Source organism: Thermococcus sp. MAR1, assembly GCF_012027305.1.
Taxonomy (GTDB): Archaea; Methanobacteriota_B; Thermococci; order Thermococcales; family Thermococcaceae; genus Thermococcus.
Map to the genome: position 1 here is coordinate 722757 of NZ_SNUF01000001.1, position 25587 is coordinate 748343.

At 52.2% G+C, this 25587-nt stretch carries 33 protein-coding genes and 1 tRNA gene; 17 read left to right on the forward strand and 17 right to left on the reverse strand.

The annotated features are described in order from the left end of the window. The first annotated feature begins 2 nt into the window (after positions 1-2). Together E3E25_RS04100 and E3E25_RS04105 are read left to right on the forward strand one after the other, a co-directional pair. Entirely contained in the window at positions 3-581 is a 579-nt protein-coding gene (locus E3E25_RS04100; protein WP_167891925.1) for a hypothetical protein, read from the forward strand. After that, positions 578-1291 (forward strand): hypothetical protein, encoded by a 714-nt coding sequence (locus tag E3E25_RS04105; RefSeq protein ID WP_167891926.1) that lies wholly within the window; start codon positions 578-580, stop codon positions 1289-1291. The genes E3E25_RS04100 and E3E25_RS04105 overlap by 4 nt, the downstream gene beginning before the upstream one ends. Here E3E25_RS04105 and wecB read toward each other — a convergent pair. Together wecB and E3E25_RS04115 are read right to left on the reverse strand one after the other, a co-directional pair. Beyond that, entirely contained in the window at positions 1277-2410 is a 1134-nt protein-coding gene (gene wecB, locus E3E25_RS04110; RefSeq protein WP_167891927.1) for a non-hydrolyzing UDP-N-acetylglucosamine 2-epimerase, read from the reverse strand. The two genes, E3E25_RS04105 and wecB, sit on opposite strands and share 15 nt — an antisense overlap. After that, positions 2407-3693, reverse strand: a complete 1287-nt coding sequence (locus E3E25_RS04115) for a UDP-N-acetyl-D-mannosamine dehydrogenase (protein WP_167892668.1) — start codon at positions 3691-3693, stop codon at positions 2407-2409. The genes wecB and E3E25_RS04115 overlap by 4 nt, the downstream gene beginning before the upstream one ends. 283 nt (positions 3694-3976) lie before the next feature. Here E3E25_RS04115 and E3E25_RS04120 point away from each other — a divergent pair, with 283 nt between their 5' ends. Continuing rightward, positions 3977-5110 (forward strand): DUF354 domain-containing protein, encoded by a 1134-nt coding sequence (locus E3E25_RS04120; RefSeq protein WP_167891928.1) that lies wholly within the window; start codon positions 3977-3979, stop codon positions 5108-5110. On the opposite strand, the gene E3E25_RS04125 is transcribed toward E3E25_RS04120, so the two are convergent. Together E3E25_RS04125 and E3E25_RS04130 are read right to left on the reverse strand one after the other, a co-directional pair. After that, entirely contained in the window at positions 5042-5611 is a 570-nt protein-coding gene (locus tag E3E25_RS04125; RefSeq protein WP_167891929.1) for a stage II sporulation protein M, read from the reverse strand. The two genes, E3E25_RS04120 and E3E25_RS04125, sit on opposite strands and share 69 nt — an antisense overlap. Positions 5612-5620: 9 nt before the next feature. Further along, positions 5621-5899 carry a lipoate protein ligase C-terminal domain-containing protein gene (locus E3E25_RS04130; RefSeq protein ID WP_167892669.1) on the reverse strand — a complete coding sequence of 93 codons (279 nt, stop codon included), beginning with the start codon at positions 5897-5899 and terminating at the stop codon, positions 5621-5623. 69 nt (positions 5900-5968) lie between these two features. On the opposite strand from E3E25_RS04130, the gene E3E25_RS04135 reads away from it, so the two are divergent. The 4 genes from E3E25_RS04135 to E3E25_RS04150 all read left to right on the forward strand — a co-directional run bounded on the left by E3E25_RS04135 (position 5969) and on the right by E3E25_RS04150 (position 9439). Beyond that, complete coding sequence (locus E3E25_RS04135) at positions 5969-7897, forward strand: arginine--tRNA ligase (protein WP_167892670.1); 1929 nt, start codon at positions 5969-5971, stop codon at positions 7895-7897. Positions 7898-8014: 117 nt separating this feature from the next. Beyond that, positions 8015-8896, forward strand: coding sequence for a dihydrodipicolinate synthase family protein (locus E3E25_RS04140; protein WP_167891930.1), 882 nt, complete (start codon positions 8015-8017; stop codon positions 8894-8896). A 55-nt stretch (positions 8897-8951) separates the two neighbouring features. After that, a complete protein-coding gene (locus tag E3E25_RS04145; RefSeq protein WP_167891931.1) occupies positions 8952-9170 on the forward strand; it encodes a DUF5646 family protein in 219 nt (72 codons plus the stop codon). Next, the gene (locus E3E25_RS04150) at positions 9167-9439 is read left to right on the forward strand and encodes a type II toxin-antitoxin system RelE/ParE family toxin (RefSeq protein WP_167891932.1); all 273 of its coding nucleotides are present in this window, start codon (positions 9167-9169) and stop codon (positions 9437-9439) included. Before E3E25_RS04145 ends, E3E25_RS04150 begins: the two co-directional genes overlap by 4 nt. A 1-nt stretch (position 9440) precedes the next feature. Here E3E25_RS04150 and prf1 read toward each other — a convergent pair whose 3' ends face one another. From prf1 to E3E25_RS04175, 5 genes are all read right to left on the reverse strand, one after another. Continuing rightward, a complete protein-coding gene (prf1, locus tag E3E25_RS04155) occupies positions 9441-10688 on the reverse strand; it encodes a peptide chain release factor aRF-1 (RefSeq protein WP_167891933.1) in 1248 nt (415 codons plus the stop codon). Positions 10689-10761: 73 nt separating this feature from the next. Continuing rightward, positions 10762-10998: a pro-sigmaK processing inhibitor BofA family protein gene (locus E3E25_RS04160; protein ID WP_167891934.1), complete on the reverse strand. Its 237-nt coding sequence runs from the start codon at positions 10996-10998 to the stop codon at positions 10762-10764. 92 nt (positions 10999-11090) lie between these two features. Next, on the reverse strand, positions 11091-11651 hold the full coding sequence (locus E3E25_RS04165) for a HEAT repeat domain-containing protein (RefSeq protein ID WP_167892671.1): 561 nt from the start codon (positions 11649-11651) through the stop codon (positions 11091-11093). A 43-nt stretch (positions 11652-11694) separates the two neighbouring features. Continuing rightward, on the reverse strand, positions 11695-11892 hold the full coding sequence (locus E3E25_RS04170) for a hypothetical protein (RefSeq protein WP_167891935.1): 198 nt from the start codon (positions 11890-11892) through the stop codon (positions 11695-11697). A 51-nt stretch (positions 11893-11943) separates the two neighbouring features. Further along, positions 11944-12126 carry a class III signal peptide-containing protein gene (locus E3E25_RS04175; protein WP_167891936.1) on the reverse strand — a complete coding sequence of 61 codons (183 nt, stop codon included), beginning with the start codon at positions 12124-12126 and terminating at the stop codon, positions 11944-11946. Between the two features lie 258 nt (positions 12127-12384). Here E3E25_RS04175 and E3E25_RS04180 point away from each other — a divergent pair, with 258 nt between their 5' ends. After that, positions 12385-12810, forward strand: coding sequence for an HTH domain-containing protein (locus E3E25_RS04180; RefSeq protein WP_167891937.1), 426 nt, complete (start codon positions 12385-12387; stop codon positions 12808-12810). Here the strand turns inward: E3E25_RS04180 and E3E25_RS04185 are convergent. Genes E3E25_RS04185 through E3E25_RS04195 form a run of 3 tightly spaced genes read right to left on the reverse strand, consistent with a single transcriptional unit; the run spans position 12800 to position 15654 of the window. Next, the gene (locus E3E25_RS04185; RefSeq protein WP_167891938.1) at positions 12800-14050 is read right to left on the reverse strand and encodes a site-2 protease family protein; all 1251 of its coding nucleotides are present in this window, start codon (positions 14048-14050) and stop codon (positions 12800-12802) included. The two genes, E3E25_RS04180 and E3E25_RS04185, sit on opposite strands and share 11 nt — an antisense overlap. A 41-nt stretch (positions 14051-14091) precedes the next feature. Continuing rightward, on the reverse strand, positions 14092-14484 hold the full coding sequence (locus tag E3E25_RS04190; protein ID WP_167891939.1) for a DUF126 domain-containing protein: 393 nt from the start codon (positions 14482-14484) through the stop codon (positions 14092-14094). Between the two features lie 9 nt (positions 14485-14493). Continuing rightward, the gene (locus tag E3E25_RS04195; RefSeq protein ID WP_167891940.1) at positions 14494-15654 is read right to left on the reverse strand and encodes an aconitase X catalytic domain-containing protein; all 1161 of its coding nucleotides are present in this window, start codon (positions 15652-15654) and stop codon (positions 14494-14496) included. A 216-nt stretch (positions 15655-15870) separates the two neighbouring features. Between E3E25_RS04195 and E3E25_RS04200 the strand changes: the two genes are divergently transcribed. The 3 genes from E3E25_RS04200 to E3E25_RS04210 all read left to right on the forward strand — a co-directional run bounded on the left by E3E25_RS04200 (position 15871) and on the right by E3E25_RS04210 (position 17150). Continuing rightward, a complete protein-coding gene (locus E3E25_RS04200; protein ID WP_167891941.1) occupies positions 15871-16248 on the forward strand; it encodes a hypothetical protein in 378 nt (125 codons plus the stop codon). A 13-nt stretch (positions 16249-16261) separates the two neighbouring features. Beyond that, positions 16262-16969: a hypothetical protein gene (locus E3E25_RS04205; RefSeq protein WP_167891942.1), complete on the forward strand. Its 708-nt coding sequence runs from the start codon at positions 16262-16264 to the stop codon at positions 16967-16969. A gap of 106 nt (positions 16970-17075) precedes the next feature. Next, positions 17076-17150 (forward strand) — tRNA-Met (locus tag E3E25_RS04210). Here E3E25_RS04210 and E3E25_RS04215 read toward each other — a convergent pair. Continuing rightward, the gene (locus E3E25_RS04215) at positions 17148-18008 is read right to left on the reverse strand and encodes an LAGLIDADG family homing endonuclease (RefSeq protein WP_167891943.1); all 861 of its coding nucleotides are present in this window, start codon (positions 18006-18008) and stop codon (positions 17148-17150) included. The two genes, E3E25_RS04210 and E3E25_RS04215, sit on opposite strands and share 3 nt — an antisense overlap. 451 nt (positions 18009-18459) lie before the next feature. On the opposite strand from E3E25_RS04215, the gene E3E25_RS04220 reads away from it, so the two are divergent. From E3E25_RS04220 to E3E25_RS04245, 6 genes are all read left to right on the forward strand, one after another. Then, on the forward strand, positions 18460-18939 hold the full coding sequence (locus tag E3E25_RS04220; protein ID WP_167892672.1) for a lamin tail domain-containing protein: 480 nt from the start codon (positions 18460-18462) through the stop codon (positions 18937-18939). A gap of 83 nt (positions 18940-19022) precedes the next feature. Continuing rightward, a complete protein-coding gene (locus E3E25_RS04225) occupies positions 19023-19478 on the forward strand; it encodes a 30S ribosomal protein S15 (RefSeq protein WP_088856275.1) in 456 nt (151 codons plus the stop codon). A 28-nt stretch (positions 19479-19506) separates the two neighbouring features. Further along, positions 19507-20937: a DHHA1 domain-containing protein gene (locus tag E3E25_RS04230; RefSeq protein WP_167891944.1), complete on the forward strand. Its 1431-nt coding sequence runs from the start codon at positions 19507-19509 to the stop codon at positions 20935-20937. After that, a complete protein-coding gene (locus E3E25_RS04235; protein WP_167891945.1) occupies positions 20927-21187 on the forward strand; it encodes a KEOPS complex subunit Pcc1 in 261 nt (86 codons plus the stop codon). Before E3E25_RS04230 ends, E3E25_RS04235 begins: the two co-directional genes overlap by 11 nt. Before the next feature lie 15 nt (positions 21188-21202). Continuing rightward, a complete protein-coding gene (locus E3E25_RS04240) occupies positions 21203-21805 on the forward strand; it encodes a 30S ribosomal protein S3ae (RefSeq protein WP_167891946.1) in 603 nt (200 codons plus the stop codon). An 84-nt stretch (positions 21806-21889) separates the two neighbouring features. Then, positions 21890-22945, forward strand: a complete 1056-nt coding sequence (locus E3E25_RS04245; RefSeq protein WP_167891947.1) for an SPOUT family RNA methylase — start codon at positions 21890-21892, stop codon at positions 22943-22945. 129 nt (positions 22946-23074) lie between these two features. On the opposite strand, the gene E3E25_RS04250 is transcribed toward E3E25_RS04245, so the two are convergent. The 4 genes from E3E25_RS04250 to E3E25_RS04265 all read right to left on the reverse strand — a co-directional run bounded on the left by E3E25_RS04250 (position 23075) and on the right by E3E25_RS04265 (position 25549). After that, positions 23075-23788, reverse strand: a complete 714-nt coding sequence (locus E3E25_RS04250) for a DUF92 domain-containing protein (RefSeq protein ID WP_167891948.1) — start codon at positions 23786-23788, stop codon at positions 23075-23077. Between the two features lie 77 nt (positions 23789-23865). Further along, positions 23866-24315, reverse strand: a complete 450-nt coding sequence (locus E3E25_RS04255; RefSeq protein WP_167891949.1) for an Lrp/AsnC family transcriptional regulator — start codon at positions 24313-24315, stop codon at positions 23866-23868. A 170-nt stretch (positions 24316-24485) separates the two neighbouring features. Then, a complete protein-coding gene (locus E3E25_RS04260; protein ID WP_167891950.1) occupies positions 24486-24782 on the reverse strand; it encodes a MazG nucleotide pyrophosphohydrolase domain-containing protein in 297 nt (98 codons plus the stop codon). A gap of 389 nt (positions 24783-25171) precedes the next feature. Further along, positions 25172-25549 (reverse strand): helix-turn-helix transcriptional regulator, encoded by a 378-nt coding sequence (locus E3E25_RS04265; protein ID WP_167891951.1) that lies wholly within the window; start codon positions 25547-25549, stop codon positions 25172-25174. Positions 25550-25587: the final 38 nt, after the last annotated feature.

Below are 25587 nucleotides of genomic sequence, written 5' to 3' on the forward strand. Positions count from 1 at the left end.
ATGTGAAAAGAGCCAGTACCCTCCTGTTATCACTTTCAATCCTCGCTCTTGTCTTCTATCTTGGTAATTTTCAGCTGGCGACGTCCAGGGTTGACTCAGTGGCAATGACGGGGATTTCTCAAAGTGCCAACACTCTCTTCAACGAGGGCTTCTGCGTGTATCCGGATTCTCCCTTTGGAAACTTAGTTGCCTCTGAACTGAGGGCTAGGGGACACAGGGTTCTGACGCTCTCCGCTCCCGTTGAGTGCGACGGTCAGTTTCTGGCGGTCTGGGTGGAGTGGTTCAACGTCAGCTATTCTCCGATACTTGCGAGGGGACAGGTAAGGGTCGTTGCCATATATTCAAGCGCCGGCGATCCAAGCCACTACCTCAAGTACAGGAACGCTACTGATAAGGAAAAAGCCCTGATGACCTTTGAGGGAACCGACAGACCCCAGTTTCAGGCTTACATCATTCTCCACCTCTCTGATGACTCCAGGGGAATTATCGGTCTCAGGGGCTATCAAAATCACCTCTTGAGAGAGGCGGTAAAAGCTACCGTCGACCGTATTGAGAGCCTCTCACATGGTGGGGCCGGATGAATCGCCAGGGGATTAGCCTCGCACTCCTTATCGTTGTGGTCTATGCTTTCGTCTTTTACTTCTCCCTCTCAACTGAAGTGTCCTGGGACTCAAGGGGTGAGTTCAATCATCCCGCCAACGTTACCGTCCCGGGAAAGGTGGTCGTGGACATGCCCCCTGAGCTTGAGCTGATTTCCGGTGTTTATCCAGAACTAGATTACCATGAAGAATTTGAAAACTCTCTAAAGGGCGCTATAACGGAGGTTCTAAAATCGGAAAATCTCTCCCCTAAGTTTGCCCATGTGAGGCCCCTCATAGTCTTTCCGGGTGAGGGTTTACCCTCAAGGATAAATAACTCGGTTGTTATCATTTTCGTTCCGTTTTACGGCCACGAAAACAGGGTCTACTACGAAAACTGCTACGCGAGCATACTCGTTTACATGAACTCTAATGGCGACGTTGGGAGTTATCTGTCGGTGGAGGAGAAATACTCCGGCGATTCAAGAAAAACAGATGACCTGAAATACTTTGCCACAGACCTTTTCCGCACCGCCCGAGCCCGGGCTGAGCTGGATGGAAGCCCCTATTCTCTGAAGGTGGTTTACTGGAATGTCCTTGAGGTAAGGCGCGGCAAATTAAGCGATAAGGGCTGCTGGGATATCTTGGCCGGTGAGGTGGGAGAGGAATTCCAAGAATGGGCCCGAACCCTCAGGCCCTCAGATGAACCTTGAGCTTCTGACCTTCAGCTCTCCCTTTTCGTGAAGCTCCAGCAGTATTTTTGCTATCCTCTCTCCGGCCTTTCCGTCGCCGAAAGGATTCGGTGCCTCCGCCATTCTCTTGTAGAACTCCTTGTCGTCCATAAGCCTCCGGAGGTACCCCAAAGCCCGCTCCTTCTCCAGGCCAACGAGGACGTTTCCGCCCGCCTTTACAGTTTCCGGCCTTTCGGTGTTGTAGCGTAGTGTTAAGCAGGGCACGTTGAGGATTATGCTCTCCTCCTGTATTCCCCCTGAGTCTGTCATTATCACGAAAGCGTTCTTCTCCAGCCTGAGGAAGTCGAGGTAGCCGAGGGGCTTGGTGATTGTCAGGTTCTCGATCGAGCTTATCCTTTTCCAGAGGCCGAACTCCTTCAACCGGTTCCTTGTGCGGGGATGCATAGGGTAGATGGTCCTCATCGGAAGAGCTTCGAGTATCTCGACGAGCTTCCTTAGGTTTCCTCTGCTGTCCGTGTTCTCGGCCCTGTGGGCGGTTATCAGGATGTATTCCTTCGGTTTGAGGCCAAACCTTTCGAGGACGTCGCTCTTCTTCTCCGCCATCTCCGAGTTCTGAAGAACAGCATCAACTACCGTGTTACCAACCACATAGACTCCCTCGGTTATCCCTTCCCTCTCAAGGTTCTTCCTCGCCTCCTCCGTCGGGGCGAAGAGAACTTCACTTGCATGGTCGGCCAGGATTCTGTTTATCTCCTCTGGCATGGTTCTGTCGAGGCTCCTCAGTCCAGCCTCGACGTGGGCGACGGGTATCTTCAGCTTGACGCTCGATATAGCGCCGGCTAAAACAGTGTTGGTATCGCCTTGCACAAGCGTTACGTCCGGTCTTTCATTCATCAGGACCCTCTCGATCTTTATCATCGCCGTTCCCGTTTGCTCCGCCTGGGTGCCAGAGCCAACCTCCAGGTGGTAGTCGATTCCATCGAGTTCGAGCTCCTCCAAAAAGACCCTGCTCATCTCGTAGTCGTAGTGCTGTCCCGTGTGGATGAGGAAGGGATTAACGCCTCTCCTCTCAAACGCCCTTATGACCGGCACCAGCTTTATTATCTCCGGCCTCGTTCCGAAGATGAAGGCTGGCTTCAATACTCTCCCCTCCCAACTCCCCTGAAGACAAACCCGCGGGGCGGTTTTTCAACAACGTGCCTTCCATCCACGAGTATCCTCGTTCTCATGAGCTTACCGAGCTCCTCCCAGTCGAGGGACTTAAAGGCGGTGTGGTCGGTTGCTATGACGACAGCATCCGCCCCATTGAGGGCCTCCTCCAGGTTTTGATGAGTTCCGCCGACAAACGGGTCGTAGGTCCTGACCTCCGCCACATCATCCTTTATGACATCGATGAACGCAAACGCGGGGGAGTTTCTCGTGTCATCGCTGTTCCCCTTGTACGCGAGGCCGAGAACCGCTACGACGGCGTCGTTTGGAGGAATGTTGACCTCTACAAGGGCGTTGAACAGGAGTTCCCTAGTGAGCAGGGGCATCGAGTCGTTTATCTCCCTAGCCAGTCTTATCAGTCCAAAATCCCTCTCGGCAGGCCATACGAGAAGATGGGGGTCCTTTGGAAGGCAGTGGCCGCCGACACCGATGCCTGGAACGTGAATCTTGACCCTCGGATGAGTATTGGCGAGATCTATGGCCTCAAAAACGTCTATCCCGTACTGGTGTGCGAGGAGCGCGAACTCATTGGCAAGGGCGATGTTGACGTCGCGGAAGGTGTTCTCCATGAGCTTGACAACCTCGCTGACGGTTGAGCTGGTCTTAAAGGTCTGTCCTCTGACGAAGGAACGGTACAACTTCTCGGCCAGATCGGCACTCTCCGGGGTTATTCCACCAAAAATACGGGAGTTGTAAACCAGCTCCTTGAATATCCTGCCCGGCATCACCCTCTCCGGTGCGTGAACCATGTAGAAGTCCTTCCCCGCCCGGAATCCAGTAAGTTCCTCTATGAGCTTCGCCATCTTAACTGTCGTGAGCGGCGGAACGGTGCTCTCGATTATGACCAGCGAACCTTTTTTCATAACCTTTGCGACGGTTTCAACGGCACTCTGCAGAAATTCTAGGTTGGGGGTCTTGTCCTCCTTGAGGGGTGTCTGAACACAGATTATGTAGACATCTTTTTCCTTGATATCATTTGGGTCGGAGGTTGCCCGCAGGGTACCGTTTTCGATGGCCTTTTTGAGGAGATCGTCTATTTCGGGCTCTACTATGTGGGCCTTTCCAGAGTTTATGCTCTCGACGACGTTTCTCCGTATCTCATACCCTGTGACCCTAAAACCCACGTTGGCGAACATTATTGCCGTCGGAAGGCCTATGTAACCAAGACCTATCACAGCTATCTCTGCGCTTTTATCCCCTATCCTTTCCAGCATGTCTTCCACCCACTACCCTAACTCCATCCTCGAATAAAAGCCTTTTCCAAAAAACGATTTTCGGCCGGATTTCATAAACCCCTTCGGTTTTAGGCCCCTTTTGTCCACCCACAGTTTTTCTTCTCCCCGGATATCGCATGACTTCTCCAGTTTCAGCGAAAGAAAGCGTTTTAAACGTTTGCTGGTATTAACACGGTGTGGCAAAACTTTGAAAAGGGCGCTTCACAATCGTTTTTGGGAAAGCCTTATATTGAACAGAGTTGTCCAGTAAGTGGGTGGTAAAATGAAGGTATGGATTGACATCACGAACGCCCCTCACGTTCACTTTTTCAAAGGTGTAATAAAAGAGCTTGAGAAGGCCGGACATGAGGTTCTGGTCACAACCCGCGAGTTTGACGGTCTCACTGGAATCCTCGACATGTTTGGATTTGATTACTACGTGGTCGGAAAGCACGGCGGTGCAACCCTCGAGGGTAAGCTCCTGGCGAGCACCGAGAGGATGTACAAGCTGTCCAAGCTCATAATCGAGGAGAAGCCAGACTTGGCGATTTACAAGCACTCCGCCGAGGCACCGAGGGTTGCCTTTGGCCTCCAGATACCATCGATAGGCTTCGTTGACAACGAGACGGCCGTTGCCCAGAACAAGCTGATACTCCCATACACCACGCTCCTTCTCTACCCGACAGCTATAGACGCCTACGAACTCCTCAGGTGCGGCGCCGATCCAAACGGCATGCGGCCGGTTAAGGGCTTTTCGGAGCTGGCGCATCTCTACGGCTTCATTCCGGACAGGAGGGTTTTAAAGGAGATGGGCTTGAAACACGGGGAGTACATAGTCATGCGCACCGAGCCCATAAAGGCCAACTACTTCAACGGGCCGCCAAAGAGCGTGCTTGAGGACGTCATCCCGCTCCTTCCTGAGGTCCCCATAGTTCTCTTCCCCCGTACGGAAGAGCAGAGGAAACGCTTTGAGTACTTTGAGAATGTGATAATGCCTGAAAGGCCCGTTGACAGTCTCAGCCTTCTCTACTATGCCAAGCTTATGATAGGCGCAGGGGGAACGATGAACAGAGAGGCCATAGCCCTCGGAACCCCTACGATCTCCACCTATCCCGGAAAGTTGCTGGCCATTACAAAGTGGCTCGTGGAGAAGGGCCTGAAGTTCCACTCGACCGACCCTGTGAAGGTTGCCAGAATGGCGGAGCGCATGATGGAGATGAACGGGAGCTACCGCGCCTACATCCGGAGCGTTGTGAGCGGTCTTGAGAACCCCATGGACGTAATTCTACGCGAGATAGAGACCTACGAGGAGTTCGGAACGTTCATGACGATGAAGGTGGAAGAGGCCTCAGACCCCGGAAACGCGCGGGGTTACGTAGGCCTCAATGAGGGCAGCCACAAGGAGAAGCAGCACTGAAAGTGCAAAGAGCTTCAGAGCCTTTTCCGCTCCCCTCCTGAACCTCTCCCCGGTTTCTCCTTCTCCCCCTACTATCTCCCGGTACCAGATGATGCCCGAAACCCCCGCGAGCGCTATTGCTGGTATTTCAATGATTCCATGGGGCACCAGACCCAGGATTATCTGAGGGAATGAAAGCTCTCCGCTCTCCTGAACTGCCCTGACTACAAGGCCGACCATGAACCCGTTGAAGGTCATTATCACCCACGGCCCCAAGCCGAAGAAGAGGCCCGAGAGGAGCATGAAGAGTGCCACCATCGAGTTGTTGGTGAATATCTTAACGAAGTTCTTAAAACTGGAGTCAGGTATCGGGCCTATCTGCTCGGCAAGCCTTTTAACTGCCTCCATCGCGGCATCGGGATTTCCAATGGCGAAGAGATATCCGGCGAATGAAGCTGCAAGAAATACGATGAGCAGGTAGCCGAGGATCCTTCTGGGAACCTCCACCTTGAGCCCGAGCATACCCCCACCTCACTCCCTGAGGGCGTTCTTGAGGGCAATCTTGAAGTCTTCAACGTTAACATAGGGCATCTCTATGTCCATCCTCACCGCGAAGAACTCGTCTATAATCTGCTCCAGTTCTTCGAGTTTGTGTCCCTCAAGTTTCCTTTCAAGCTCCTGGACTGCCTCTTCTGGATGCATGAAGAAGTCCCCGGTGATCTTCACGTGTTCTGCTTTTCCGTCTCTCTCGTCGAACTCTATCCTTATCAGGCCCTTCTTGGCCTTGTGTTCCCCGACGTGATGCTTCATACCCATCCCCAAAGTAAATCCCTCGGAGAACTTTTTAAAGGTTGGGTATAAGTGGTTGCGGTGGTGGGAATGGGATACACTCAGGTTAAGGAGAAGATCAGGCTCATCCTCCAGGAAACTCTGAAGGAAATGCTGAATGAGGCAGGAAAGGAGTGGGACGGTGAGATAACCTTCGACGATACCCCGAGCATAGAACTCGGCGATTTTGGAACCGCGGTAGCTTTCCAGCTGGCGAGGGTTTTCAGGAGGGCGCCGAAGCTGATAGCTGAGGAGATAGTTGGAAAGCTCAGGGAGAAACTTCCGGAGGAAATTTTGGAGGTCAAGGCCGTCAACGGCTACATAAACTTCTATCTCGACTACGATGTCTTCGGCAAAGCCCTCGTCCGCGGGATATTTGAAAACGGGAACGCCTACGGAGAGAGTAAGATCGGTGCCGGGAAGAAGGTCATCGTAGAGCACACCTCGGTGAACCCAACTAAGCCGTTTCATATGGGACACGCGAGGAACGCCGTCCTTGGCGATACTATGGCCCGGATAATGAGAAAGCTCGGCTACACCGTCGAGGTTCAGAACTACATAGATGACCTCGGCGTCCAGTTTGCCCAGGTTCTCTGGGGCTACCTCCATCTGAAGGACGAGTTTGAGAGGCTTGAATCAGAGCTTCGGGAAAAGGGCCTGAAGGAGGACTTCATAGACCACGTAATGGGACTGCTCTACGTCGAGGTGAACAAGCGCATAGAGGAGAATCCTGAGACTGAGAAGGAAGTCCGCGAGCTGATGAAGAAACTCGAAGAGGGAGACAACGAGATAGCAGAAATCGGCAGAAAGCTTGCGGAGAGGGTTGTCAGGGCTCAGATGCTGACAACCTACCGCATGGGCATAGCCTACGACCTCCTCAGCTGGGAGAGCGACATAATAAGGAGCGGAATCTTCGATGAGGCCTACAAACTCATCGAGGCCAACGAGAACTTCTTCTGGGCTACTGAAGGCAAGTACAAGGGTGCCTTTGTGATGGATTTGAGGAGGCTCTTCCCGGACATGAAGAACCCCTTCCTAGTCCTTAAGAGAAGCGACGGGACCGCCACTTATACCGGCAAGGACATCGCCTACCATCTCTGGAAGTTCGGAAAGGTCAGTGCCGACATGCTCTACAAGCCCTGGGATAAAACAAAGAACCACGAGACCTGGACGACTGCTCCGGATGGGGAGGAAATGGCTGGGAGGTTTGGAAACGCAGATATAGTCATCAACGTCATCGGTGCCGAGCAGAAGCACCCGCAGATGGCCATAAAGTACGCCCTTCAACTCCTCGGCTTTGAGGAGAGTGCGAAGAACTTCCATCACCTGGCTTACGAGCACGTAGTCAGGCCAGAGGGCAAGTTCTCGGGCAGGAAGGGAACCTGGGTCGGCTTCACGGTTGATGAGGTTCTCAACGAGGCTGTTCAGAGGGCCAAGGAGCTTGTGGAGGAGAAGAACCCAAGCCTGAGCGACGAGGAGAAGGATAACATCGCGGAGGCCGTCGGAGTTGGGGCCGTTCGCTTCAACCTGGTCAAGTACAGCCCGGACAAGGTAATCACCTTCAGGTGGGAGGACGTCCTCAACTTCGAGGGCGAGAGCGCTCCCTACGTCCAGTACGCCCATGCACGCTGTGCCTCGATCCTGAGGAAGGCCGAGGAGAGGGGCATAGAGACTGACTGGAAGGTTCTCATGGAGAAGGCTGACTTCTCGAAGCTTACCAACAGGGAGAAAGAACTGATAAAGCTCCTCGCAAAGTTCCCGGAGATCGTGGAGCAGGCCGGCAGGGACGTCAAGCCCCACCTCATCCCGTGGTATGCCAACGAGCTCGCCTCGCTCTTCAACAAGTTCTACATGGACCACCCGGTGCTCAAGGCGGAAGAAGGCATAGTGGAGGAGAGGCTGCTGTTGGTCCTAGCGGTGAAACAGGTTCTCAGCAATGCTCTTGAACTGCTCGGCATAGAGGCGCCGGAGAAGATGTGATTCGGCGTTTCTAATTTTATTTTGTATCGCCCCCGATACCAGGTATCGGTACCGGTACTTAAAACCTTTTCCCGGAACCCTAAAATACCCCTTTCTCCAACACCTCCCGGTGGTTCCATGCGCGGTGTTATAGTGCCCCTTGTAACGCCTTTCAATGAGGATTACTCCATTGATGTTCCGGCCCTCGAGGAGCACATCGAGTTTCTCCAGACGGTCGGCGTCCACGGGATATTCATCAACGCTACAACCGGAGAGTTCACGAGTCTCAGCGTCGAGGAGAGAAAGTTTCTGGCCGAGAAGGGCAGGGAGCTCGTTAACGCATCCTTCTATCTTGTCGGTACCGCATCCTCCAACACCTCTGAGGTCGTTGAGCTTACGAAGCACGCCCAGGATATAGGGGCTGACTACGCCGTCATAGCGCCCCCTTACTACTGCCCCCTGAACGACGAGGCCCTATTTAGGCACTACTCGATGGTCGCCGAGAGAACTGATATTCCTATTATACTCTACAACATCCCCTCCTGTGCCAATGCCCTCAGTGTTTCCCTCATCAAGCGCCTTGCCCTGGAGTACTCAAACATCGCAGGTGTAAAGGAGACAATCGACAGCATAAACCACATCAGAGACGTTATCTTTGATGTCAAAGGGGAGAGAAATGACTTCAAGGTCTTCACCGGCCTCGACCAGCACTTTCTGAACACACTCGTCCTCGGCGGTGACGGAGGTATAATGGCATGCGCCAACTTCGCGCCAGAGGTTCATCTTGCCCTCTATAAGGCTTTTCAAGAAAAGAGGTTCGAAGAAGCCCTCAAGCATGCGAGAAGCCTGGCAAAGCTGTCGAGGGTCTACGACCTTGCCTCCTCCTTTGGCTCGGCAATAAAGCTCGCCATGTCCCTCAGGGGATTCTCAATAAGGCCTGTCCTAAGGCCTCCGTATCTGATGGATGGGGAGAACGTAAAAGAGGGGATAAGAAAACTGCTCGCCGAGGTGCTGGGCTGAGTTTGAGGACGAAAAGTAGAAATAGTTAGAAGAAGAACCGCTAAATGGTGAGACTATGGAGAGAGTAAGTGAGGCGAACATAAAGTACGTTATGGAAGAGCTTGAGCGCCTAAAAGTTGAAATCCAGCGCCTTGAGGCCATGCTGGTTCCGGTAGTCAAAAATGAACTCTCAACGGAGGAAGTTGAGGAAATAGAAATGGAAGCCAGGGAACTCCATGAGGATGAATGGATAGACGCAGATGACCTCGATGATCTTCTGGAGGATGATTCATGACGTTTGAAGTTAAAATAAAACGGGAGGTAGTCAAAGCTGTTAAGTCACTTCCAAAGGCCAATCGGAGAAAGTTCATGGAACTGAAGGATGCCCTTCGCTATGAGGCAGTTCCAAAAGACAGGTTCGACATCGTCAAAATAAAAGGCTCTAGGGATTTGGACATATACCGGGTTAGAATCGGGGAATATAGAATTATCTACTCCGTAAACTGGGAAAAACGCCTGGTACTGATCCACAGGCTGAAGAAAAGGGAAGATGCGTACAAATAACTCACTGAATCTTGTACCTGAGGAAGGCCCCAAGGCCACCGAAGGCCTTATAGAACTGCTGGCCCTCGTCTGTGTCGAGGGAGATTATCTCGACTTCGGAGCCACTCTCCTCCGCCATTTTTATGAACTCTTCCGCGACGTCCCACTTCTCAAAGCTTATGTTCTGGCTGCCGCACTTGGGACAGTGGGTGAGCTTCTTTTTGTAAATGTGGAACTCCTGCTCGCTCATGGTTTTTTCTTCGCTCCAGCCGCAGTTGTTGCACTTTGCCCTAACGCGAACCTTGTCGTAGCCCTCGCTGATTAGCAGAGTCTCCACCGCTCCAAGCTCAAGGGCTTTCCTGACCTCCTTTTCACCGTAGGTTATCATTCCGGTGTCCTTGACAAGGTGCCTGAAGAAGTCCTGTATGAGGTGCCTCTCCTTGACTGCCTCGTGGTCCTTGAGTATGTCACTGGCCTTCTCGACGAGCTCTCTAAGGCCGTACTCGCCGTGGTAGCTGATGTCCACAACACCTATTATCTTCTTTCTGAGCTCGTGGTGGAGGTAATCGCCTTCAACGAACTCCTCCTTTGTCGGTCCGGGACCGCCTATTATGATGCCCCTCAGTTCTCCCTTCTCAAGGAGAGGAAGGAAGGCCTTGTTTGCGTGTTCACCGATGCGCTTCATGAACTCATGGGTCTCCTGCTCGCGGATCCTCTCATAACGTCTCGCCGATTGACCACCGGCGCGGGTCTTTCCGGGAACGTTTGAGGTCAGCTCGTCGATGACGTCTATCCTCTTCCCGCGAAGTAATCCAATGGTTGCTTCGTTCTTCTCGACTGTTATCAGCCCGTAGGCATCTTTAACGCGGAGCATTTCCTCAAGGGGTTCGGTTATAAAGGTCTGGTCACATCGATAGAGCCTGACCTTCAGCGGCTCGGGTGGGACTATCGCCCAGAGCTTTATGTCGCTTACACCCTCCTGCTCGCTGACATTGCCAACGAAGAGGGCCAAACCCGTCTCGGGCGTCTTGCGGTAGAGCTTGAGGTGTTGCATCGCCCTCTCCAAGGCTCCAAGGACGTTCTTTCGGGTAGATTTGGATTTTATGTTCTGGGCCGTTCCGTACTCCTCTCGCAACTGCTGCATGACCTTGTTTATGTCGTATCCGGCGGGGATATACAGACTGACTAATTCGGTTGCCCGACCTCGATAGCTCTTCAGCTCATCAACCTTCTTCTTGAGTTCGTACATTTCAGCTGACTTGTGAGACATGACAATCACTCCCCTGAGAATTCTCTCCCGGACGAAGAAAACGTGAGGAATTTATAAAAGTTTAGGAGATGGCTTAGAACCAGGAGATTATTATGAGGGCTACCACTCCCAGTATGCCCCCAATGGCGACCACCAGGATATTAAGCAATGTGAAAGGAACGTTCGAGATACCAATCCAGTTCGTGAACCACAGTATTATCAGGCCGATTATGGCGTTTGCCACGAGGTATCTGAGTATCGCGAAGCCGACCTTGACCACTAAGAATACGGCCAGGAACAGGAAGAACAAGAGTAGCAGTTCTCCGATCATGATATCACCTGAGATAGTTGATACCAAACTTTCCTTATTAACCTTTTGCAAAAACTATAACGAAAGCAAAAATAGATCAACAGGATTTCGAATCATGAAAGTTTCTCGAGGGTTTCCTTTGCTATCTCTCCCAGGGACACCCACTTCTTGCCCTCGAACGGGAGTATGACCTTGTCTTCAACGTTGACGAGCTCTTCAACGTATTCCTTCGCTTCGCTGGCCCCCAGCTCTCCCAAGAGCATTAGGGCAAACCCCTTGGTGTTCTTGTCCCCCTCTCTGAGCTCCTCTATGAGATCCTCAACGATGGTGTCCTTCAGTTTCATAATCCTGTCCGGGAATCTACGGGTGAGTTCGTACGAGAGCACCATTGCGTTCTCCTTTACGTACGGATTTCTGTTCTTTGTCAGCTCAACGGCCTTTGGTAATATTTTGTCTAAGTGCGCCCCAACGGCGTCTGCCCTCTGCTCAACGATCATCCCCAGAATCAGCAGTGCATCTCCCCTGATACCCGGCACGTTATCGTCGAGGAGCTCTATAAGTGCATTTAGAGCCTTTTTGTCCTTTACTGCCATCGATACGATCTCGTCGAAGCGTTCCTCTTCTATGAGCTTTTTTATTTTATCCTTTTTTGAACCGAAGGAGAGGAACGGCATGGGAATCACCAAGGTATAAATGTAATCTGAAACCATTTAAGAGTTACTCGACACTTTCATTTAACATTGAGGTTAAATTAGAATCCACTTTCTCTTGAGTACTGTTAGATATTTCTCCGACTCTTTTAACAGTCCCAACATTAGGTTCTAAAAACTTCCTGATTATAAATAGGAGCATTACAAGAGACATTGCCACTACAAATATGTACTCTGTTGATGCTTGAGCTCTAAATTTTTTCATTTCAAAACTCCCTCCATAAAAGGAGCAAAAAGAGTTAAATCAAAAACCAGCTTAACCACTGGCTTCCTGTTGCATTTGGCTCAAGTTGCTCGAAGCTGCCTCTCCGGACTGCTCTGCGACGTCTTTTGCCGTGTTTGCCTTGCCTCTAAGCTGCCTAACAACTATTAGTATTATAACCAAAGCGGCCGCAATCATAAACAGGTACTCGATGGCACCCTGGGCTTTCCTCTTCATCTTATTCACCCCCGAAGGATTACTTCATACATTAATGCACTAAAAAAGCTTATATAGCTTTCTCCTCAAATTTAAGTCAAATCTCCCCAATACTGCAGAAAGCCCAGGGGTGGTCGTGTGGAATTAGTGGCAATACAATCGGAGTCTGTTAACATTGAAGATTGTGTGAAAGATGTGGTGATAAAATCGCGGAACCTGCTATCTGATCGGGGAGGGGTTATATATTCCTCAAAAATACACCTTACTTTCGGAGCTTTTATGAACCTGACGGTGACCCTTCTACTTGATCCCCATGGTAACGCGCGGAAGGGTGTCTTGGCCGACTACTCCCCCGGCAAGCACAAGGAGGATGCGATTCAAAAAGCGCTGGAAAAGCTCAACCGGGCCCTCCCCCAGGATGCCAAGGTCATTGATTTTGAGATTGGAACTTATACAACACCCGTTACCAGGAGAACCTATGCGGTCGCGGTTGCCGTTTACAACGCACCCCTTGAGGTCAAAGCCTTTGATGAGTATACCATCAAGGAGCGGCGTGAGCTTCTTGCCAAGGTTCTCAGGGATTTCAACTATAACCCCAAGGTTCTCAACATATCAGAGATAGCGAGGATGTTCGGCGTTTCGAGGGACTCCATATACTACGACATCGAGCAGATACTCAAGGAGGGGAAGAAGATCAGCCGCTGACCCAGAGCGGACGTGGCGTCGCTGAGATGATGAAGATTATCACCGCGATAGCCACCAGGAGTAGTCTCTTTCTGGATACCGGGGAGACCTCATCAAGCGCCCCGGGATTTCCAACCGAGCCCATCAGAAGAACCAGCATCCCCCAGATTAGCCATCCGACCCAAAGGAAGCTCATTCCTATGAGGACGAGTCCGACGACCATTGTTAAATATCTGTGGGCCTTCTCTCCCAAGAAAGAGCGCGCTATATGTCCCCCGTCGAGCTGGGCCGCCGGGATGAGGTTGAGGAACGTCACAAGGATTCCAACCCAGCCGGCTATTGCCACCGGATGAAGGAACACGACGCTGTTCTCGGGGAACGTTACCACGTACTTCTCGATTAACATGAAAAGGAGATTCTCACCGAAGACTATCCCTCCCTCTGTGGGGGGAAGGAGATGCTGGGGCACAGGCACTGAGAGCTTCAGTCCTATAATGCTCACGGGTATGGCGACCAGAAAACCGGCTATGGGGCCGCTGACGCCGAGGTCTATGGCGGCGTTTCTAGTGGGGAGGGGTGACTTGACCCTTATGACCGCCCCGAGGGTTCCCAGCATGCTGGGGAACGGTATGAAGTAGGGCATCGTTGCCCTGACGCCGTGATAGGCGGCTGCAATCTTGTGGCCCAGCTCGTGGGTTCCAAGTATGGCCATTACGCTTATGGAAAATGCTACCGCGTTAATGTAGGGATTCCTTATTCCGGGGAGGTTGTAGTAATCGAGCAGCTGAATGTAGAGAGACGAGAGATAGTAGCCAGCAAACAGCGTCGTGAATATTGTGGCTATCAGGAAAATCCACGGGAGCCACCGATTGTCCTCCTTTATCCCCTGGGCGGGGAATACGAACAGCAGAACATTACCACTGCGCTCTTTGAGAGCCGCCCAGTAGCCGAGCTCCTCCAGCTCACTCAGAACCCTCTCAAAGTTCTCCTCCCGGATCTCGCGAACCTTAAACACAAAAACCCTTCCGTCTATTCTATCAAGCTCCACGTCGTAGAATTCCTTGACCTTCCTCTCAACGGCCTCCGGTAGGAAGGGGATATCGCCACGAAGAGAAAGCGTCAGTTCCTCCGGTTCCGTCTGGAACTCCACCAGAACCATGTCCCCGCCGCACCTGGGGCAGCCTTTCTCGATAAGGGGCTCCGTGGAATCCATTACCTCCCTGTGCCCGCAGTTGATGCACTCATAGACTCCCTTTGGCATTTTGACTCCCTGAAAAGGAATTGACGGAGAGCTTAAAAAGACTATTCCTCAATTTCGACCAGTCCCTTGTCGGCATTAACGTTGGCCCTTTTTCCGCTCCTGAGCTTTGAGACGTCTATTCCGTCTACCATTGGGATTCCGGCTATTATGGCCCCCGTCGCAACTATGGTCTCCGCTTCACCAACGATTATGGCCTTTGGAGCCTTGCCGTTCTTCTTGAGTGCATAGATAACGTAGGAACCAACGGTTGAGCCCTTTCCTCTTGGAAATGCCAGTATCTTACCCGCGATGCTCTGCCCTCTGATGTCACTCTCGGCATCGGTGACTATTCCCGTCTCCGGGTCAACGCCACCGAGGAACGATAGGGGTTTGTGGGAGACTACTAGCTCCCCCTCGGCCTTTCCCCCGACTATCTTCCTCCCCTTTAGCCTCATGATACCACCTCATGGCGCCTCCATGATTAGGTTTTCGACATCGTCGAGCCTTACGCTGAATCCAAAGGAGCGGAAGTAAAAGGCGCTCTTTCCACTGTTTGTAGCTATGCCCGAGTACCAGCGCTTAATTGGTGAGACAACAAAGCAAGAATCCGCTATGATTTTCCCGTTGTAGCGCTCTATTGTCTCGGTATATCCAAGAGAATCTGCCAGGGCTTTGACTGCCCGGCTCGCCGTTATGAAAAGGGGTATTCTCAAAGGTTTTCCGCGCATTCTGAGAAGTTCAGCAATCTCTTTAACTTCTGGAAGGGATGCATGTGGACAGCCGATGAGTATCATGTCTATTTCGCCCCAGTCGTCGGAGAAAGCCTCCTTAACGGCCTTTACCTCGGAATCTTCAACGGTTATGGTCTCAAGTTTGTCCACCACCGCCTCCCGGTACTCGGGTGTCTCGCCCTCGACGTGGTAGAGCGCTATACTCCCAGTTGCGGCCATCGCTGCACCCATTCCCTTGAGGTATTCCGTTCTCTCAGGGCTTATACCCCTAAAATACGGAACATCGTTGCCGAGGGTTTTTCCAAGGTGGTAGCCCAAAGCCGCGTAGTCGACAAAGCTCTCCACCCCTGCCCTAACATCAACGACAATCGTTGCCTTCCTGTTCTCGTCCAGGTGGAGGCCGTAATTCGGTGTTTTGCCCACTATTGCTGCCGCCAGGCTGGAAGGACCGCCTTCGCGATTTGTCCTTGCCCCAAGTATGGAGTTTGCAAAGCTTACCGCGGAACTCTCGCTCCAAGCCAGGTGGTCGCCGAACTTTGGAAGGTTCGCGCCATAGTAGGGCGTGCAAGTTGAGGTTGTCTCGATTCCCATCCTGCGGTAAAGCTCAAGGACTTCTGCCTGCTTCTCCATGAACTCGTCGTCGCCTATTCCTGCCGGGTTCAGGGTGGTGTAAACACTGACCTTCGCTCCTGCCTCGACAAAGTCCCTAAGGAACTCCATTCCGGCATCGCCAATGTTCTTGTAGGAAACACCCGCGATTTGGGCGCTTTTGATTGGGATAAGCCCCTCTGCACCGTAGATGTCCCCGAGCGCAACCAGTATCTCCATGGCCTTCTGGAGTGCATAGCCGTACTCTCCGGCGAGTATGAGCTCCTCCTCCTTCGTTAGATACATGTCACCACCTATTGGATTCGACGTTTTGTTGCTTATAAGCCCTTCTTCCACTCTCAAAAGTCAAAATGATATCAAAGTTACTCAGAAATTTTTATAGTATCTTAAGGACAATAAGTAATGCCCAACTATCGGGAGGTGCCCATGATGGGACTCAGTGTTAAAAAACTAGCAACTGTTTTGTTTTTGGTTTTCTGTAGTGTACTAGCGACTCCGGCGATGGTCTACGGGGCCGACACCTACGACGTCGTGCTGTCGGACAGCGGACCAACATTCTACGCCACCAAGAATGTGGGCATATGGCCGTTCACACAAACCTTCAAGATGCAGGGTAAAGTGATATCGTACTCGACCTCCTGGTACTCCGGCTCCGGACACTCGCAGATATCGTTTCCCTTCGTAGGACTCTACTCTCTGGACTACGCCTATGTTCGCCTCAGTAACAGCGCCGGCTTTTACAGGAGTTGGACTTACCACCAGGGCAGTTTCACCTGCAACTTTTACTATCCGTATCTCAGCGACGCCGACGGCGGTCCAAGCTCCAAGCTGACCATGAAGTGGCACTACGAATTCGTAGGGGATCTGGGTTCCTACTGAGGAGGTGGTGTGAATGAGGAGGTATCTCGTCCCGTTGTTTGTGTTGGTTCTCCTTGGGGGAATGCTGGGAGCGGCTTATGCCTTTTCGCAACCGCCCTCACAGAAGGCACTTGCCTCTGCAATGGGGAGCATGAATAAGTACCAGTTCGTACGCGAGATTGAGTTCGACCAGTACAGGGTCTACGTTGTCAACAACGGGGGTTCGAACGTCCTCAAGAAGGACTTCGAGTACCACGGCAAAGTCGTGACCACGGGCGCTGTTGACATGGTGCATGGGATTGTTACTGAGTCTGAGGAATATTACATCAACGGTTCGCTGGCCATGCGCGGCCACATAACCGTCAACCTCCGCACAGGGGAAGTTTCGGGAACCGTAACTCTTGCGAATGGAACCATTATGGACGTTAAGGAGCTCTGGGAGAGGTATTACGGAGTAGACAGCGACACGGCAGTAGACATGATACGGGGAAGCCTTCCCACACTGGCCTTTAGGGATGCGCTCCTCAACTCCCGCGGCCTCAGGAAGGTTAGGAGCTCAGTTTCCCTGTCCGATAGAATACTGATGGGACTGGGTCTCAAGGAGAAGCTCTTTGAGTACGAGTTCACCACAAAATCGGGTAAGATCTGGCATGTCTTTGTCGACTCCAGCGGCGTTCCGCGCAGGTTTGAGTTCAAGACGGAGGATTCAAAAATCGTCGTCCACATAACGCCCATGGGATGAGGGGCACGGCAACCCTTTTACTCTTTTATTCCCTGCAATCCCATCGTTCCCTTTACTCCCGCAAAATTTATAAACCCCCCGCGGTTCACTAACTAACGGGTCGAGCAGCGGGGTGGGGCAGCTAGGAGTGCCCGCCGGGCTCATAACCCGGAGGTCGGAGGTTCAAATCCTCCCCCCGCTATTTGGATACATTTGTACGTTGATGTTCTTTTTTGAACACACCAATGGCTTCAAGGGCGTCTTTTAGCTTAAGTTGTTTTCTTACTATTGAAAATCCCACATTTTTGTAGAAGTTAGACACACTCTGTCTTCGCTGAATCATTATTCTGTAAAGATCATATTTGTACTGATACATTCTACCTCGGATGTTTACGGGAGTGCCCTTTTTACGGTGAAGATAAATTCTGGAGTCAATCTCAAGCCCGTGAAGTAGCTCTTTGCAAAGTGTTAGCACATTTAAGTCATAGTTCGCAGCAGATATTTGAACCGATCTTGATTTCTTATTGAATACCACAGTTCCTTCACTGTCAAAGAACCCTCTTAGGAACTCCTTTGGATACATCCTAGCAACTTCAAAAAGCCTCTCTTTCGGCCCTTTCAGGAACATGAACAGCTCCTTGTTGGTGACCTCCACCCACCACCGGTCGGCTCTGCCCCGATTGCACTCAAAGCCAGTTCTTGGATTTGCTCCAATGCCCTTAAGAGCCCTCCCAAAGCTCTCGGCGAAGTCCTCGTCAACAACCTTTAAACGAATTCTATACTGATAATTCCTTTCACTAACGGAGGCATCTCCGAGATAGGCTCCGACTATGTAGGCCAGCTCTGGGGAGGGTTCCAGATTAACGCGCTTGGTTTTGTTAAACGTGTTGTGTGTTCCTCTGCACCACCTAAGAACCGTTGCCTTGGAGATGGAAACCTTGAACTCCTCAGCCAATTCTCTTGTAATCCTTCGGTAGCTCATTCCTGATTCACGGAGTTGACGGGCGCGTTCCTGTATTCTCTCCACTTCGGAGGGCGAGAGGTCTCTCAAGGTTCGCATGTAACTATCTTAACTCGTTTATTTAAAACTCTTTTGTATTGTAAATATCGCGGGCAAACCTTTTAAACTTTTCCTCAATTTCCAACGCAAAGGGCGGCTGGCAGGAAATTGTTTCTGCTTGACAAGAACTCAACCGCTTTGTAGAATTTAACTTTGTTGCCCATAGTCCGAATCGTAATTTGATGCACTCACTCCCAATTTCCCTATTTCTTTGAAAAATCACTGTCTCCTTCACCATCAAAGACTCCCTTCAGGAACTCTCGTGAGTATGCGCCTTAGGAACCTCAAAAAGTTCCTTCTTTGACCCTTTGAAAAGGGGATAGAGGCTATTAGTCGCCGCTTCAACGTACCCGCGGTCGTTTCTCTCTCATTTCCCTGAAGCCAAGTCCTCACATCCAGATGGCGAAACTTTTATTTACCTTTTCTGTATAAAACATGGTGGGGGTACCCGATGAGAAAGGGCCAGTCCTCCCTAGAATACTTACTCATGATAGCGGCAGCTCTCATCTTAGTTTTGCTTGTGGTTAGAGTTCTCTATGGAATCACCAACTCTCCTCCCGATGTGAAGTGCGATAATGTAGTCATAAGCTACGTTAAGTACGATGCTGAAGGAGATGATCGGAATAATTTGAACGACGAATACGTCGTCATCGAAAATATGGGCTGTGAGGCTGTAAACTTAGAGGGGTGGAAGCTAAAGGATGAAGCCAATCATGTATACTCGTTTCCCTCCATAACCCTAGCACCGGGGGCGAGTGTAAGGGTGCATACTGGCTCTGGAAATGACACGGATTCCGACCTGTACTGGGGAAGAGGGGCACCGGTGTGGAACAACCGAGGTGATACTGCATATTTGTATGACGCGGATGGAAAGCTCGTTGATAGCTGCAGCTGGACCGGGACGGAAGGAGGAGCCGTCAACTGCCACTAACGACAAACTTTTTAAACTCCTTCTTCTACGCCGATGCGAAGGGGCGGCTGGCGGGAGCTAGCCGTCACCGGGAGGTGTATGATATGGCAAGGATACACGCGAGAAAGAGAGGTAAGTCTGGTTCTAAGAGGCCACCGAGGACCGCTCCGCCGACCTGGGTTGAGTACACGGCGGAGGAGGTTGAGGGACTCGTTATCAAGCTCAGGAAGGAAGGCTACAGCGCGGCAATGATAGGAACCATCCTCAGGGACCAGTACGGCATCCCGAGCGTCAAGCTCATCACCGGCAAGAAAATAACCAAGATCCTTGAGGAGAACGGCCTCGCTCCGAACATCCCGGAGGACCTCATGGCTCTCATCAGGAAGGCGGTTAAGCTCAGAAAGCACCTGGAGATGCACCCCAAGGACAAGCACTCAAGGCGCGGTCTCCAGCTCACCGAGAGCAAGATCAGGCGCCTTGTCAAGTACTACCGGAGAACCGGCAAGTTGCCCGCCAAGTGGCGCTACGATCCGGAGCAGGCCAAGCTCCTGGTCCGCTGATCCCCTTTCCTTCTTATAAGGTGGTAAAATGGACAGGGGCGCTTTCTTGGAGAAGGCCCGCGAGGGGGCAGAGCTAATCAAGATGCACATCGAGCTAGGACACACTATCAGGATAATCTCCCACCGCGATGCCGATGGGATCACCGCGGGGGCGATTTTAGCGAAAGCCGTTGCGCGGGAAGGTGGGAGCTTCCAGCTCAGCATAGTCAAGCAGCTCAGTGAAGAGCTTATTCAGGAGCTCGCCTTGGAGAAGCATAGGATATATGTCTTTAGCGACCTTGGGAGCGGCTCAATGAGCCTGATCGAGAAGCACCTCGAAGGGGCAACCGTCGTCGTTGCCGACCATCACCCTCCAGAGAAGGACGAGTTCTCAACGGATTCTCACGTGCTGGTGAATCCCGTTCCGTTCGGCGCCAACAGCGTCCGCGATTTGAGTGGTTCTGGCGTCGCCTACTTCGTCGCCAGGGAGATGAACGAGAGGAACATGGACATGGCATACGTTGCCATCGTCGGCGCCGTTGGTGACATGCAGGAGATAGACGGAACCTTCCATGGGCTCAACAACGACATACTCGAAGACGGAAAAAAGCTGGATATCCTGGAGGTTAGGAAGGAGCTCCGCCTCTTTGGAAGGGAGAGCCGGCCGCTATATCAGATGCTCGCTTACGCTACCCACCCTGAGATTCCGGAGATAACTGGAGACGAGAGGAAGGCAATAGAGTGGCTCCGTGCCAGGGGCTTTGACCCGGACATGAAGTACTGGCAGTTGAGGGAAGAAGAGAAAAGGAAGCTCCACGATGCACTGGTTATACACCTCATCAAGCACGGTGCCCCCAAAGAGGCCATAGACAGGCTTATCGGCGATGTGGTGATAAGCTCTCTCTACCCGGAGGGTGATCCACGGCACGAGGCGAGGGAGTTTGCGACGCTCCTCAACGCCACCGGTCGCTTAAACGCCGGAACCCTGGGCGTTGCCATATGCCTCGGCGACGAGGATGCTTACCGAAAGGCAAGAAAGATGCTGGAGGACTACAAGCGGGAGCAAATCGAGGCAAGAAAGTTCCTCATCCAGAACTGGAGCATGGCCGACGAGGGAGAGCATGCCTACGTCTTCTACGCCGGCAGGAACATAAGGGACACGCTCGTGGGCATAGCAGCCAACATAGCCATAAACGCCGGCCTCGCCGACCCGGAGAAGCCCGTGGTTGTTATAGCGGACAGCGATGAGGATGAGAACCTGGTAAAAGGCTCAGCCAGAACCACTGAGAAGGCATTGGCCAAGGGCTACCACCTGGGAGAGGCGCTCAGAGAGGTGGCTGAAAAGCTCGGCGGTGAGGGCGGGGGACACGCAATAGCCGCTGGAATCCGCTTCCCGAAGAACAAGCTGGACGAGTTCATAAGGCTCTTCAACGAGGCGCTTGGGAGGCAGGTCGGGGAGGGAAAGGGCAGTGAAGATTGAGGCCAGGGTAGAGATAGTCTGGCACTACGGCGATCCTGGAAGGGCGGAGGCTATAGCCGAGGCACTGGAAGTGGACAACGTGGGCCTTCCTGAGAGCCTAAAGAAAAGTTTAAATGTGCTAACCCGATGGGAAGATGGGGACGTCATAACAAAGGTTAAATACTCGGGTGAGATTGAGACACTCATCAAAGCGCTGGACGATTTGGTGTTTTCAATCAAAATCGCCGAAGATGTTACCGAAAAGGTGTGAACTGGAGGTGTTGAGATGGCAAAGGGTAACCCAAGGAAGAGGGCTGCTGCTACCAAGGATAAGTGGAAGATGAAAGAGTGGTACATAGTTTACGCTCCGGACTTCTTCGGAAGCAAGGAGATCGGCCTCACCCCTGCCGACGAGCCAGAGAAGGTCATCGGTCGTGTTATAGAGACCACCCTCAAGGATCTCACCGGCGACTTCACCAAGGGCCAGGTCAAGCTCTACTTCCAGATCTACGACGTCAAGGGGCAGAACGCCTACACCAAGTTCAAGGGCCACACCCTCGCGAGGAGCTACATAAGGAGCCTCGTTAGGAGGAGGACCACCAGGGTTGACGGCATATTCAATATCACCACCAAGGACGGCTACAAGCTCCGCGTCATGGGCATGGTCATCGCCTACAGGCGCATCCAGACCAGCCAGGAGAGGGCCATAAGGGAGATCATCAAGGAGATTATCTACAAGAAGGCCGAGGAGCTCAACTACAAGGACTTCATCCTTGAGGCCGTCAGCGGCAAGATGGGCGCCGAGATCGCCAAGGAGGCGCGCAAGATATACCCGATCAAGAGGGCCGAGATCAGGAAGATCAAGGTTCTCGCCGAGCCGGAGGCTTGATGCCTCCCAATTCTATTCTCCCACCGTTCGGCTACTCGGCAGACTTTTAAGCACCCGATCGCTTCTTCTCCAGGAGGTGCGGTTATGAAGTTCATAGTCAAGACCCAGCGGGGAATGGAGAGTGTCGCCGCCAACTACATCAAGGACTCCCTCCCGGATGCCAGTGTTTGGGCATCGCCGATGGGCTATTACGGTCTGGTCATCGTCGAGACAGACGAAGGAAATGCCGCTGAGAAGATACTGGAGATACCGGAGGTCGAGAGGCTGATCCCGGTCATCGTTGAGGTTCCAGCCGAGCTTGAGAAGATAGTGGAGAGCGCCGAAAAACTCGCCCCTTTGATAAGTGAAAACGAGACCTTCGCCGTGAAGACGAAGAGGCGTGGAAAGCACGGGTTCACCAGCATGGACGTTAACCGAGAGCTGGGCGCTAAAATAAGGGAGCTCACGAATGCCGATGTAAACCTCAGCTGGCCGGACAGAGTTGTTCAGGTTGAAATAATCGGAGACAAAGCTTACATTTCCGTGGTTCCAGGGGAAGAGTTCAGGAAGTTCAAGCCCGAAAAATTAGACGCGAGAAAACTTTTCCGCAAGGTTACGCTCGTTCAGATGCCCTATTGGGGTGATTACAAGGCATGCCGCTCCTTCGGTGAGAAGATTGGAAGGGCCGCGCAGGCCTTCGAGGTGAAAGAATTGATCATAGCCCCCAAGGAGAAGATGGACGCCTTTGAGCTTGCGGAGTTTATAAAGGGGGTTAGAATCGGTCAGGAGAGCAGGTACCAGATACAGCGCGAGGCGTATCCCTGGAAGGTTGAAAAGATACCAGTGAGCATCTGGGATCTTTACCAGGTCGTCCGCGATAAGAGACGGGGCAAGAGGCTACTCATCATCACCGATCCCAAAGGGCCAACGCTCGCCGAGGTGAAGGGGGAGCTCGCCAAGGACATGTTCTACGCGAAGGAGGTTGTAATCTTCGTCGGCTCCCGTGAGGGCATACCGCGCGGCCTTTTCAGATTCGCCGATTACATCGTTGACCTTGCACCGTACATGACGTTTGCCACGGAGCACGGCATTCCGGCGGCGCTTGTCTCGCTCTGGGAGGTTTACGAGGAGTACGCAAGAGAGCGGGAGGAAAAGGCCTAATTTTTCTTTAATTCTTCAATTCCGGAATTACGTTTGGCGAGGCGTCAGGCCCTAAGGTCCTCCTCACCCTTCGGGAATCCGCCGTAGTCATCATCCGCCGAGAAAAGTTCTCGCGGTGCTTTTAAAACTTCATGCGAGAAGGTAGAAGAGGCCAGCACCGACGAAACCGCCGAGGAGAGAAGCTAGAAAGTTCGTCGAGTTGTTGTTGGTTATCCCCTCGTTCTCAAGGGTCGCTCCGATGAGGCTGTCCAGGTTGACACCGACCAGTCCCCCCAGTGTGACCGCAAGGAGCATCGTAACCTTTTCGGTGGTCAGCGGGAGTGCGAACATGGATATTACAAACGCCCCGAGCAGACCAAAGAGTTCACCCATCCACGAGACTGCTCCGTTGGTGCCGGGTTTAGCTGGCCTGAGCGTCGTGATTAGTTTGGGGTTCCTTCCAAAAACCTTGCCAAGTTCACTCGCCAGGGTATCCCCGTTGGCGGTAGCTATGGCCGCAAAGCTCGCCGCCCAGAAGACGTCCATCTGGGAGAAGTACTCAAAGGCAAGGAAGATGAGGGCTGCCAGTCCATTGCCCAGAACGTTTCCCCAGCTTCTTATTCCACCTCTGCTCTGGGCGGCACCAAGCTTGGCCTTTTCCCTGAATTTGTACTTGGTGGACAGAACGCCGAGAACCACGAAGGTGAGAAGTGCGGCGAATGGGTACACTCCCCCCAGCTCGATAACGGAGAGCCCAAGGAATGCCGCTGCAACGGCCCCTTTGGCGTCGAGTGCCTTGAACCTGTAGGAACCAAAGCCGAGCCCTGCAACCACTGCAATGTCCACTACCGCTCTCTCAAGCATCTCTGCCACCTGGGAGAAGTGCAGATGGGGGCTTTATTATTCTTTCCCTCGGCGGTTGACGAAGGAAATAAAGGGAATTAAAGAACCTCGAACTTAACGGTCTCGGTCACGAAGGTTATGTCGAGTTTGTCAATACCCGGTATCTTCTTGGAGACCTCGTTTATTATCTTCTCGAGCTCCTTCATGTCCTTGGGGCCGATGATGTGTACCACCAGGTTGTGAGAACCAAGGGCGCGTTCAACGATCTTGACATTCTCGTCCTCGATAAGGGCGGGGATAACCTCATCGATATTGACCGAGGGCTTAACTGTTATCCCGAGGATCACATGAACGTAACCGAGGGCGTCGTAGTTGGGTATCACGGTGTACTTCTTTATGATGCCGTTTCTCTCCAGACGGTCCATCCTGCGGGATATCCTCTGCCTAGTGGTGCCCAGAATTTCGGCAAGCTCCTTATAGGTAAGGCGGGCGTTCTTGGCGAGGAGCTTCAAAATCTTTATGTCTATTCCGTTTATTTTATCAGCCATGTCTCCACCTCCCCCGAATTATGATGGAAATTGAGCGCCCGATTATAAAAATGTTTCGATAAGTTGGAAGATTTCTAACCACTTAGTAACTCGTGCTTTCGCGCCCTAGTATAACCCAGTTATATGGTAGTTCATTGTGTTACAAATTCATAGCACACTTGATGTAGATTTCATAGGTTGCTCCAGCGCCCGCTGTCCCGTTCCCTGTACTTCTCTATGGTCTCCCTGAGAGCGTCCATGAGGTCCACATCATAGTAGTTGGCGATGCAGGAGAGGGCAAAGGCAACGTCGCCGAGCTCTTCCTTCAAGCGCTTCTTGTTTCCTGAGCCTTTAACGCCTTCCATCTTTAGCAACTCGTCTGCAAGTTCTCCGATTTCCTCCATCAGGGCAGCGAGCATCTCAAACGGCTCCCAGTAGCCACCGAACTCCATGACGATTCTGTCAACTTCCCGCTGGAGGTCGTTCATGGTCTTATCCCTCCGAAAGCCTCACCCTTTGGAGCGGGGGATGCAGTATTTTTGAGTCTGACATTCAAATCACCGAAAGTCTTTTAAGTTGTGGAGTAGTAATGGGCTCTGAAAGAGTCCTTTCAGGGATGGCTCCCTTAGAGGGCTTTCACTGTGTCCCCTGCTTTTGCAGGGGAAGACGCCGACAGGCGTCTTTCGAAAACTGCCCTTTTGGGCAGTTAGAGTCTGGGGTTAGAGTCTGGGAGGGGCTTTGAGACGATAACCCCAATCGGGCTTTAGCCCGTAGGGGTAACGGGCCGAAGACCCGGCCTGTGAGCTGAGCTGAAAGGGGTGACCCGAGTAAGTGATGGGCCCGCAAACCGAACCGCCCCTTCACGGCGGGGAGGAGGTCAGACCAGCTCAATACTGACCATGTCGAGGTACTTCTTAAGGGTCTCTGTGTTGGTTCTGTAGAAGTGCATCTTGCCCTCCTTCCTTTCTTCGATCAGTCCGAGACCCTTGAGCGTGCGCAGGTGGTGGCTTATTAGGGTCTGATCCTGGTCGAGTATCCTTGAGATTAGACACACGCACAGCCAGTTGTCCCTCAGGAGCTTGAGTATTCTGAGACGGAGTGGATTTGAAATGGCCTTTAGGAACTTTATCGCGTCGCTTTCCACCTGGAGATCAACTTCCCTGTCCAGGTCCGGGATTCCACATGTTTCTGCACACTGTAGGACTGTTCTCTTCTGCTTCTCATTCAACCCGTCCAAAAGGTCCTTAATCTTCATGGGCAACACCTGTAACTGGATTATGGTTGGTTTCCTTT

Excerpts from the sequence above, each read along its gene's own strand:
- E3E25_RS04260 (WP_167891950.1), bottom strand. The coding sequence starts at position 24,782 with ATGAACGACCTCCAGCGGGAAGTTGACAGAATCGTCATGGAGTTCGGT.
- E3E25_RS04120 (WP_167891928.1), top strand. The coding sequence starts at position 3,977 with ATGAAGGTATGGATTGACATCACGAACGCCCCTCACGTTCACTTTTTC.
- E3E25_RS04180 (WP_167891937.1), top strand. The coding sequence starts at position 12,385 with ATGAACCTGACGGTGACCCTTCTACTTGATCCCCATGGTAACGCGCGG.
- E3E25_RS04105 (WP_167891926.1), top strand. The coding sequence starts at position 578 with ATGAATCGCCAGGGGATTAGCCTCGCACTCCTTATCGTTGTGGTCTAT.
- E3E25_RS04265 (WP_167891951.1), bottom strand. The coding sequence starts at position 25,549 with ATGAAGATTAAGGACCTTTTGGACGGGTTGAATGAGAAGCAGAAGAGA.
- E3E25_RS04190 (WP_167891939.1), bottom strand. The coding sequence starts at position 14,484 with ATGAGGCTAAAGGGGAGGAAGATAGTCGGGGGAAAGGCCGAGGGGGAG.
- E3E25_RS04225 (WP_088856275.1), top strand. The coding sequence starts at position 19,023 with ATGGCAAGGATACACGCGAGAAAGAGAGGTAAGTCTGGTTCTAAGAGG.
- prf1 (WP_167891933.1), bottom strand. The coding sequence starts at position 10,688 with ATGTCTCACAAGTCAGCTGAAATGTACGAACTCAAGAAGAAGGTTGAT.
- E3E25_RS04215 (WP_167891943.1), bottom strand. The coding sequence starts at position 18,008 with ATGCGAACCTTGAGAGACCTCTCGCCCTCCGAAGTGGAGAGAATACAG.
- E3E25_RS04185 (WP_167891938.1), bottom strand. The coding sequence starts at position 14,050 with ATGCCAAAGGGAGTCTATGAGTGCATCAACTGCGGGCACAGGGAGGTA.
- E3E25_RS04150 (WP_167891932.1), top strand. The coding sequence starts at position 9,167 with ATGACGTTTGAAGTTAAAATAAAACGGGAGGTAGTCAAAGCTGTTAAG.
- E3E25_RS04175 (WP_167891936.1), bottom strand. The coding sequence starts at position 12,126 with ATGAAGAGGAAAGCCCAGGGTGCCATCGAGTACCTGTTTATGATTGCG.
- E3E25_RS04195 (WP_167891940.1), bottom strand. The coding sequence starts at position 15,654 with ATGTATCTAACGAAGGAGGAGGAGCTCATACTCGCCGGAGAGTACGGC.
- E3E25_RS04220 (WP_167892672.1), top strand. The coding sequence starts at position 18,460 with ATGAGAAAGGGCCAGTCCTCCCTAGAATACTTACTCATGATAGCGGCA.
- E3E25_RS04135 (WP_167892670.1), top strand. The coding sequence starts at position 5,969 with ATGGGATACACTCAGGTTAAGGAGAAGATCAGGCTCATCCTCCAGGAA.
- E3E25_RS04230 (WP_167891944.1), top strand. The coding sequence starts at position 19,507 with ATGGACAGGGGCGCTTTCTTGGAGAAGGCCCGCGAGGGGGCAGAGCTA.
- E3E25_RS04165 (WP_167892671.1), bottom strand. The coding sequence starts at position 11,651 with ATGCCGTTCCTCTCCTTCGGTTCAAAAAAGGATAAAATAAAAAAGCTC.
- E3E25_RS04205 (WP_167891942.1), top strand. The coding sequence starts at position 16,262 with ATGAGGAGGTATCTCGTCCCGTTGTTTGTGTTGGTTCTCCTTGGGGGA.
- E3E25_RS04160 (WP_167891934.1), bottom strand. The coding sequence starts at position 10,998 with ATGATCGGAGAACTGCTACTCTTGTTCTTCCTGTTCCTGGCCGTATTC.
- E3E25_RS04115 (WP_167892668.1), bottom strand. The coding sequence starts at position 3,693 with ATGCTGGAAAGGATAGGGGATAAAAGCGCAGAGATAGCTGTGATAGGT.
- E3E25_RS04125 (WP_167891929.1), bottom strand. The coding sequence starts at position 5,611 with ATGCTCGGGCTCAAGGTGGAGGTTCCCAGAAGGATCCTCGGCTACCTG.
- E3E25_RS04145 (WP_167891931.1), top strand. The coding sequence starts at position 8,952 with ATGGAGAGAGTAAGTGAGGCGAACATAAAGTACGTTATGGAAGAGCTT.
- E3E25_RS04200 (WP_167891941.1), top strand. The coding sequence starts at position 15,871 with ATGGTCTACGGGGCCGACACCTACGACGTCGTGCTGTCGGACAGCGGA.
- E3E25_RS04240 (WP_167891946.1), top strand. The coding sequence starts at position 21,203 with ATGGCAAAGGGTAACCCAAGGAAGAGGGCTGCTGCTACCAAGGATAAG.
- E3E25_RS04130 (WP_167892669.1), bottom strand. The coding sequence starts at position 5,899 with ATGAAGCATCACGTCGGGGAACACAAGGCCAAGAAGGGCCTGATAAGG.
- E3E25_RS04250 (WP_167891948.1), bottom strand. The coding sequence starts at position 23,788 with ATGCTTGAGAGAGCGGTAGTGGACATTGCAGTGGTTGCAGGGCTCGGC.
- E3E25_RS04140 (WP_167891930.1), top strand. The coding sequence starts at position 8,015 with ATGCGCGGTGTTATAGTGCCCCTTGTAACGCCTTTCAATGAGGATTAC.
- E3E25_RS04245 (WP_167891947.1), top strand. The coding sequence starts at position 21,890 with ATGAAGTTCATAGTCAAGACCCAGCGGGGAATGGAGAGTGTCGCCGCC.
- E3E25_RS04255 (WP_167891949.1), bottom strand. The coding sequence starts at position 24,315 with ATGGCTGATAAAATAAACGGAATAGACATAAAGATTTTGAAGCTCCTC.
- E3E25_RS04170 (WP_167891935.1), bottom strand. The coding sequence starts at position 11,892 with ATGAAAAAATTTAGAGCTCAAGCATCAACAGAGTACATATTTGTAGTG.